This is a genomic window from Lutibacter sp. (assembly GCF_013041805.1).
Classification (GTDB): Bacteria; Bacteroidota; Bacteroidia; order Flavobacteriales; family Flavobacteriaceae; genus Lutibacter.
This window is the reverse complement of the sequence record NZ_JABDRI010000071.1, coordinates 1-9091: the sequence shown is the minus strand read 5'-3', so window position 1 is coordinate 9091 and position 9091 is coordinate 1. Positions and strand designations below refer to the sequence as shown.

The following is a 9091-nucleotide window of genomic DNA, read 5'->3' as shown; positions in this document are numbered from 1 at the left end:
GGCTTATTTTTTATTGTTCCACAACAAACGGAAGCACAATTTTTTAAAAAATTAGCAAAAAAAGCGAAAGAAAAAATTGATAAAGAAGCTGAGAAAAGAGCCGAAAAACGTGTCAATAAAAAAATTGATAAAGAGTTTGATAAAGCTGAAGATGTATTAGACGGAAAGAAAAAAGATAAGAAAACAACAGAAAAAGAGGGAAATAGCAACACAAATGAAAAAGGTGTAAATAATTCAGAATCTATAAATTCTGATGAAGCCAATGCAAAATCAAACAAGCCCACTGTAGTTTGGAGCAAGTTTGATTTTGTACCTGGTGAAACTGTAATTTTTGAAGATGGCCCAAGTGCTGATGAAGAAAATGGGGAGTTTCCTAGCCGATGGGATTTGTACAAAGGAAATGCTGAAATTGGGAATGTTGATGGCGATAATGTAATTATGTTTATTAGTAACCAATCTTACATTGTACCCTACCTTAAAAATTCTAATGAAGATTATTTACCCGATGTATTTACATTAGAATTGGATGTATGGTTTCCAAAAGGATCTACAACTAGAAACAGATTATGGATTTTTTTAAGTGACCAAAAAAACAATAGGCAAAAAACCGAACGATTGGTTGTAATGCCTCATAGTTTAGAGTTTAAGGATTCAGGCAAGCCTTATCCAGGAACTGAAAGGTTAGGATGGACAGTTGAGACTGATGGGTCTTGGAAACATATCTCTGTGGCTTTTACCAAAGGAAAATTCAAAGCCTATTTTAATGATACACGTTTAATAAATGTTCCCCATTTAGAAGTTAATCCTTCTGGAATTACTATTGAAGCAGATAGTGACCAGATTTACATCAAAAACTTCCGTATCGCTAAAGGAGGTGTAAAATATTATGATCGAGTTCTTTCTGAAGGTAAAATTGTGGTAAACGGAATTAAATTCGATGTCAATAAAGCTACTTTAAAAACAGAAAGTATGGGTCCTATTAACGAAATCTATAAACTCATGGTAGACAATCCTACAGTTAATTTTAGTGTAGAAGGTCATACAGATAGTGATGGTGATGATGATTCAAATTTGAGTTTATCTAAAGCAAGAGGAAAATCTGTTATGAACAAATTAATTGATATGGGAATTTCATCAAATCGACTAAAATCAACTGGTTTTGGAGAAAGCAAACCTATAGATAATAACAGTACACCAGAAGGTAAAGCTAATAATAGAAGAGTGGAATTTGTAAAATTTTCTGGGTCTTCAAATAATAGTTCAAATACAAGTAATAATAGCAGCTCAACATTTGATAACATTGATAAAAAAATGATTGGTGATAAGCTAGAATCTTTAGCTGACAGCCCTATTCATATTTCAAATAGTTCTGGTATTGTAAATGGTAAAGGAACCATTATTCTTTATGCAACTTCAGATGGGAATATGGGAAAAATGCAAATTTTAGATATCGATAAAGAAGATAATTACAAACTTACTGTAAAATTTGTAACCTATGATTATAACGGCTCTATTCACAGTCAATCTAATAATGTAGAAGTCCCAGGTACTTACACGTGTGATTTAGATAAAGGGATTGTTGGAAATGTTCCTCGATCTGATGAAGATTTTTGGTTTAGCAAAGCAGATAAAACAACCACAATAATTAGAGCTTCGGAGACATCGATTTTAAGAATTTTAAAATAAATACCACTATGAAAAAATTAATAGTTATTAGTATTGCTTTAGTCACTTTTGTAGGAAGTATAACCGCACAATCAAAATACATTGATGGAGTTTGGAAACTTACAGAAATGAACGAAGCAGGGGAAGTGTATCCTGTAAACATGCACGTTGTATTTAAAGAAGCCGGAGAAATTAATATTTCAGGTGCAAATGTAGGAACATGGTCACAAAATGAAACTGAAAATACATTTACTATTAGTTGTCCATATTTAGGGATACTTGATGGTGAAAATAAAATAGAAGCGTTGAATGATACTGAATTAAAATTAAGTAATGCGAATGGAGATATAAATAGTTTTCAAAAAATAAGCCTTCCTAAACACAAAGAACTAAACAATAAAATTACGGGAGATTGGTTTTTTGAAAAAATGGAGATAAAAGGCGAAACCGACGTTGTAGGTTCATTAGTGGAATTAAACAAAAATGGGATTTTCTACATTCGAGATAGGGTTTTTGGAACTTGGGATTATAATGAATCGAGTAACACAATAATTTTAGACAATAAGGATTTTAAAGGGGAATATGCTATTTCGCAACCCAACAAAAATGAACTTGTTTTAAATCTTGATGAAATCAACATGTATTTTTCAAAAATTGACAAGCAAAAAATCATTGACGAAAATAAAGAATCTGGACTTTTAGGTACTTGGGAATTTAAAGATGTGCCATACGAAGGCGCTACCACATTTATTACATTTAACGAACCAGATACGTTTACTATTATTCAAAAAGAAGAAGGTATGTCAAGCAAGTTTGGAGGCGCATGGATGTTCAACAAAAATGAAATGACCTTTATGATGGTTGGACTTCGTAGTGAAGACGTGTTTAAAGGTGAAAATAAAATAGTGACTATGAATGGTGAAGCTATTGAATTAGAAAACAAAGGAACTATTTATAAAGGAGCTATAAAAGTAAAGGAAGAACAAAAAATTTCAAAAATTAAAAGATTAGCATTCACAGATGATGATTTTTATACAGAAGATGGTGATTTTAAATACGATGAAGAAGAAGAATCAGAAAATTTACCCTGGTTAAATTGGCTTGAAATGAAGAACGATTTATTAGACGTATCACAACTGGTTTATAATTACTCAGTGTTAATAGAGGGAACAGAGTCATTTGAAACTAAGATTCTTACAGCTAATGTACAAGCAAACTTAGAAGAAGAGGGATTTGAAATTGACTATATTTTTGATGGGTATGATAGTTATAGTAATATTTCTGAATTACGAACAAATCGTAATTATTCAGACCCATTATATCCTTTTAGCTCTAACGGAACCCTCTATAGAGTAATTGGAGAAGAACAAATTACTACACCTGCTGGCACATTTGAATGTACGGTATTAGAGGCTGTAGGTTATTCAGGTGTTCTTAAAAAATTATGGATGGTAAATGATAAAATAGGTGTTTATGCTAAAATTATAGAAGAGAATCCTGACGAAAATTCTGGGTATTATTACATATACGAATTAAAAGAAATAAAATAAAAACAACATCATGAAAAAAATAAGCATATTACTTTCAATTATTGTAGCACTAGTGAGCTGCGACGGGAACAGTCAAAATCAGTTAAAACGCTACGAAGTAAAATCAGGTATTGTTAAGTACTCTACTATTATTTCAGGTAAAGTGTTAGGAGGAAAAATAGCAGGAAGCGGAACAGAAAGCTTGTACTTTAAAAATTGGGGAGCGCTTGAATTAAAAGAGCAAGAATCTGAGCAGACCACAACCATGAAGTTTTTTGGGAAAGAAAAAGTAGAAACTTCTTCAAGCCATACAATGAGTAAATTAGATAATGGAGAAAGCTATGTAGCAGATTTTAAAACAAAAACCATTACAGCAAATAGAGATTTAGGTATGGATATGATGAAACAATCTAATAAAGATGCTGGAGAAGCAGGAATGAATATGTTGGAAGCTATGGGTGGAAAAAAGGTTGGAAATGAAAGTATTTTAGGGTACAACTGTGAGATTTGGGATGTAATGGGCGCTAAAAATTGGATTTATAAAGGTGTGATGTTGAAAATGGAAGTAACTATGTTAGGGATTACAACAGTAACCGAAGCAACAAGTGCAAAATTTGATGTTTCAGTAGCAGATTCCAATTTTAATTTACCAGATTTCCCTATTCAAAAAATGGAAGGTTTCATGAACAATGATGAGTTTAATAATGAATTAAATGAGATGGATGCTAATATGGAGAATATCCAAAAGTTATCATTTGAAGAATGGAAAAAAATGGCAACTAAAAACGATCCTGAAATGAAAGAAATGAGTGATGAAGAACTGCGTCAAACATATGATATGATTCAAAAAATGATTAAAATGAGACGAGGTAATTAGTACTTTTTTAATTCAAGTAGTTAACATAGTAAAAAATTTAATTATGAATAAAATAGGACTATTTTTTATAGTAACTACGCTATTTACTATAAATAATTCTTTTACACAGTCTACTCCAAATAGTTTGTTAAAATCAAATAAACAATCGGAAAAGATTCAAAGTATAGAAAGAAAAACAATTGATAAAAGTCCCGAAATAGTTGAATTTATATTAAAGTATAAAGACAATGATAAAACTCCAACACAAAAAGAGTTAAATGAACTAGGATTAAATCTTGGTATAACTGAAATTAATTCTAACAAAACTATTTCAAAAGAAGTAGTATTTAAGTTGATTGATTTTTATTTTAAATATTCTGAAGAAAGTAAACAAGTTGACTTAGCTGATTTTGATAATGAAAATAGAGTTTTTAAGAGTTTTTCATATGTTAATTTTAGAAAGCAAATTAAAGGGGTAAATCCAAATGCAACGGATACAGAAATCCAACAAATTTATGTTGAAATGCATGAAAAATTAAAAAAATTGTAGAAAAATATACTAAATAAGAAACACATGAAAAAATTAAAGCTATTATTAGTAACACTTATTTTAGTAATGTCAATTACATCTTGCGATGATTCAGATACGATTGACACTATTGAAATTATTAAAAAAGACGTAACTATAACCTCAATACTACCAGTAACAGCTACTATTGGAGATATTATAACTGTTAATGGTCAAAATTTTGACATTAATGATACATACAATATATTTTTTAACGGCCTTGAAGGAACAGTAACTGAGGTAACCACAACATACTTAAAGGTTGCAGTTCCTGAAAGAGCCAAAACAGGTGAGATAACAATTAATTATAATGGTAAAACTATAAATGCAGGAACCATTACTATTGTAAATGTTTTTACAGGACACGTTTTATTATTAACCCAACAAGAAGTAGAAGATTTTGGCGCAAATAATTATTCGGCAATTATAGGAAGCCTTACAATAGGATGGGATAATAACTTAACACCAGCTTCAATAGTTAGTTTAGAGTCTTTAAGTGCATTAACAACTATAAGTTTACCGCTTAAAATTGAAGGCAATACAGCACTTACAAATTTAGAAGGTTTAAATAATGTTATTGAAACTGGGGATTTAATTATACAACGAAATTCAGCTCTTGCTAATGTAGATGGATTAAATAGTTTAACAACAACAGGTACTATTAATATTTATTACAATCCGTTACTTTCCAGTGTTGAAGGTTTAAGTAGTCTTACTGTTGCTGATTTACTTTATATTAATGGTAATGCTTCACTAACATCTCTCAATGGTTTACATAATTTAACTACAATAACGGATTCCTTAGAAATTTCACGTACAGCACTAACCAATTTAGAAGGTTTAAATGGTTTAACAACTATTGGTTACGAACTCAATATTAACTATAATGATGCACTTGTAAGCATAGATGGTTTAAACAATCTTACATCAGTAAGTGAATATATTTATATTGAGCGAAACCCGCTACTAACTAATTTAGATGGTTTTATAAGTTTAATTTCTGTAGGTGAGGAGTTTGAAATTTATAGTAATGATGCGCTCACAAGCATAGATGGTTTAAATAATCTTACGAATGTAGGTTACAGTTTAGATTTTGACGAGAATAGTACACTTTCAAATTTTTGCAGTTTAAATACATTAATAATAGACAATGGCTTTACAAAGTTAAATGTAAGACGATGTGCATACAACCCAACAAGCCAAGATATTATTGATGGTAATTGTAGCCAATAAATTATAAATTTTAATAAGGGTTTTAATGTAAACATTAATACCCTTTTATAACCCAATTAATGAAAAATATTATTCAATATTGTTTACTTGCAATAGCAGTTTCAATACAAGCACAAGATTTTAAACCTTATAAAGTTGAATCTGGAAAAATAACCTATGAAAACTTAAAGTATTCAACAGTTTCAGGTTATTCTTATAAAAATGGTGTTGAAACAAGTTATAGTAAACAAGTTCCTTATGTTGCTGAACAAGTAATTTATTATTGGGACGAATTTGGAGATATTGCTTTTGAAGAAACCTATAAAATATCTTCTTTTGGAGGAAAATTATTACCAGAAAAAGTTAAAATTTCAGAGCGTTTATGGATTGATGAGCATCGGTATTATTTCAATGCTGAAAAAAATAAAGTTAGTGATGATCCATTTCATTTAAGAATAAAATGTAGAGAACATTTTCAGTATTACCAAATAAAAGATTCTTGGATTGAAACACTTTATATGGGTGCTGAAAAAACAGCAACAAAAGACATTCTTGGTAAAGAAGCTGACTATTATAGAATAGATAACTATCAGGATATCTACGCTTGGAAAGGGTTAGTTTTAAAAACGGAAGATTTCTCTACAAGAGGTTCAAACGGTCCTAGATTCAATATCGAAAGAGCAAAAAATGCTATTGAAATAGACACTATTTCAAAAGTAAGTGACACTCTTTTTAATCCAATTTGGTTAAAACGAGAAAAGCTATACACCTCTTTAGGTGAACAAAGAATTGTAGAATTATTTGATGGTCGCCAAGAAGTTTTAGAACAAGTAGATAGTATTGACGGAATTGAACTTCAAAAAAATGACATAGTACTGTTTGTAACGTCAAAATTAACTGTTGGAAAAATGCAAGTCTTGGAGATTGACAAAAATAAGCAGCTTATTATAAAATATGATCTGTATAGCTATGGAAAAATTATTGATGGTGGAGATTCATTTAAAATTAAAAATAATACCACTGTAAATATTGACAACCCACATTATAAAAAAACAGCTACAAAAGATTTAGATTTTAAATGGAGCGTAACTAATAAAGCAACATTATTTTCTACAAATAGCGGCTTTTTTTTATTAAAACCAAGCAGAACAAAAGCACTAACAATAAAAAAATATCGTAGAAAAAAATAAATAGAATAATCTATAAGTTTAGTCCTCCCCTGCTAAATTTTAACAAAAAACAAATTTATGAAAAAAATAATTTTCATTTTAATAGCATTATTTGTATTTAAACTAAATGCTCAAAACAATGAACCGAAAGTGGATTATAAGATTCCAAAAGAATTTTTTAAAGAAATGTTTAGAGAACCAACCGATCAATATTTAGTTGCTTGGCACGGAGCAGTTAAAATAGTTATTAGAAACAAATCTGACAAAGAAATTCAAATTTCTGGGGCAATTGAACCATTAGAAGACTATTTAAACTCTGAACTAACCAATTTAAATCGTAGACAATTTAAATATAATTTAAATACACCTTCAAAAACAAATGTTTTATCAACAGATAATAAAACTTGGATTGGACAATGTGGATATGATCCTTATAAAGGTATAACTTATGAAGATATAAGTAATGGGAATGTTCCGGAGTGGCCACCAGAAATAACTTCAGAAGTTTGGGCATTGCATTTATCAAGACAAACCTCAACAACAGGAACGTATAAAAACGATCAAACAGGAAAAACAGAGTTTGCTTCTGTAACATTTCACGCTAGCTCAATTATTTATTACCATAAAAATGAAAAACAAGATTTAAAAGGTAAAATTACACGTGATGATCAATATAAAGCTTGTGGTACAGTTAAAATGCATCGTTATGGACCTGGAAATAAAAAGTTTGATGCTGATACAGAAGTTATAGGTGGGGATTTTGAATTTAACAAAAAGCTGTTTTTGGGTGATTACCAAGTACAATACTTATGGGAAGATGGAACATTTAAATTATTGGAAGATCATATAGTTTACGACCCTTTTTTAAACCCTATAGAATTAGAATACGAACTTAAAACTTTTGAAGGAGAAATAAATGGGACTTTAGTAGATGAAGAAACGAAAAAGCCCGTTAAAAATCAAAAAGTAACGCTAAAACCTGTTTGTTCTGAATCTGAAATACCAGAACAAGAAAGAAAAACTGACGGAGAAGGAAAGTTTAAGTTTACTGAAGTTCCAAATGGCGTTTATTATGTTGTAACAAAAGGAGCCCCCGATACCATGGCAGGCTTAACAAAAAACCCAACCTTAAGGCTACCAGAAATTGAAGTAAAACAAAACGATAAATATGATATTGTTGTAACCTATACCGCATCTGGTTTTGCCAAAGCAAAACTAGTTTGGCGTAATACAACTATAAAGTTTCCTGAAGATGACGAGCCTATTCAGACTTTTGATATGATAGCTTTTAGAGCTAGTGGTGATTATGACAACCCAACAGGAACTGATGGAGAACCTTTAAAAATACCTTATACAACTATGATTCCTGGTATTGGTAAACAAACCTTATATGGTTGGCCTGAAAGTGAAATAGCAACTCCTGAAGTGATTTTTGTAGCATCATTAGGTGGCAAAGGAGTTTTTGCGAATTTTAAAATATCTTTAGATGAAGACGCTTTAAATACGTGTAATATTTCCCAAGATAATAATGGTCCCATTTATTTAGATTTAAATTTTGATTTAACGGGTAGATATCCTAGAAGTGATGTATGGCAACAAGTTGATGTTGGGTGTAAAGAAGATAAAGAGTGGAATATCACCAAAGGAAATTCTTTAAATGGTTATCCATTAGCTTTCAGACAAATAAAGTTTACTGAACAAGAAATTGAGAAATTTAAAAACTCAGAAGAATTTGAAAGAATCTTGTCAAATAGAGGGGCAACTTTAAAAATAGAATTTAAACCAATAGAGGAATAACAATTAAATTTAAAATACATTATGAAAAAAATTACAACATTAATGCTACTAACAGTTGTATCTATCTTATTTATAGGATGTTCAGATGGTACTAAAAGAAATGCTGACTTTTTACCTCCTCTAAGTATTCCAATAGCTGCTGAAATTAGTGGGGATACAGAACTGGTTGAAGTTATAAAATCTTCGGAAAAAGCAATGAATGAATTTTCTGATAATATTGAGCAATTAGCCATTGAAGGAAAAGATGTTTTAAGTAAAAAAGATGAAGATCAAACCTTAATGGATGGTTTAAAAG

Annotated in this window: 8 protein-coding genes; all 8 read left to right on the top strand. The window is 30.2% G+C overall.

Translation table 11 applies throughout. The features are described 5' to 3' along the window. On the top strand, positions 1–1686 hold a 1686-nt coding region (locus HKP59_RS08960; RefSeq protein ID WP_291805927.1), incomplete at its 5' end, for an OmpA family protein. 8 nt (positions 1687–1694) lie between these two features. Continuing rightward, on the top strand, positions 1695–3215 hold the full coding sequence (locus HKP59_RS08955; protein ID WP_291805923.1) for a hypothetical protein: 1521 nt from the start codon (positions 1695–1697) through the stop codon (positions 3213–3215). A gap of 10 nt (positions 3216–3225) precedes the next feature. Continuing rightward, a complete protein-coding gene (locus HKP59_RS08950; protein ID WP_291805920.1) occupies positions 3226–4071 on the top strand; it encodes a hypothetical protein in 846 nt (281 codons plus the stop codon). A gap of 43 nt (positions 4072–4114) precedes the next feature. Then, on the top strand, positions 4115–4600 hold the full coding sequence (locus tag HKP59_RS08945) for a hypothetical protein (protein WP_291805918.1): 486 nt from the start codon (positions 4115–4117) through the stop codon (positions 4598–4600). A 24-nt stretch (positions 4601–4624) separates the two neighbouring features. Then, positions 4625–5851, top strand: coding sequence for an IPT/TIG domain-containing protein (locus tag HKP59_RS08940; protein WP_291805916.1), 1227 nt, complete (start codon positions 4625–4627; stop codon positions 5849–5851). Between the two features lie 59 nt (positions 5852–5910). Continuing rightward, entirely contained in the window at positions 5911–7020 is a 1110-nt protein-coding gene (locus HKP59_RS08935; RefSeq protein ID WP_291805913.1) for a hypothetical protein, read from the top strand. A 57-nt stretch (positions 7021–7077) separates the two neighbouring features. After that, on the top strand, positions 7078–8796 hold the full coding sequence (locus HKP59_RS08930; protein WP_291805912.1) for a collagen binding domain-containing protein: 1719 nt from the start codon (positions 7078–7080) through the stop codon (positions 8794–8796). Between the two features lie 21 nt (positions 8797–8817). Beyond that, a partial coding sequence (locus HKP59_RS08925) for a hypothetical protein (protein ID WP_291805910.1) occupies positions 8818–9091 on the top strand: 274 nt, incomplete at its 3' end.

Bases quoted from the DNA above. Each gene is read 5' to 3' on its own strand.
- HKP59_RS08950 (WP_291805920.1), top strand. From the start codon at position 3,226: ATGAAAAAAATAAGCATATTACTTTCAATTATTGTAGCACTAGTGAGC.
- HKP59_RS08930 (WP_291805912.1), top strand. From the start codon at position 7,078: ATGAAAAAAATAATTTTCATTTTAATAGCATTATTTGTATTTAAACTA.
- HKP59_RS08945 (WP_291805918.1), top strand. From the start codon at position 4,115: ATGAATAAAATAGGACTATTTTTTATAGTAACTACGCTATTTACTATA.
- HKP59_RS08940 (WP_291805916.1), top strand. From the start codon at position 4,625: ATGAAAAAATTAAAGCTATTATTAGTAACACTTATTTTAGTAATGTCA.
- HKP59_RS08955 (WP_291805923.1), top strand. From the start codon at position 1,695: ATGAAAAAATTAATAGTTATTAGTATTGCTTTAGTCACTTTTGTAGGA.
- HKP59_RS08935 (WP_291805913.1), top strand. From the start codon at position 5,911: ATGAAAAATATTATTCAATATTGTTTACTTGCAATAGCAGTTTCAATA.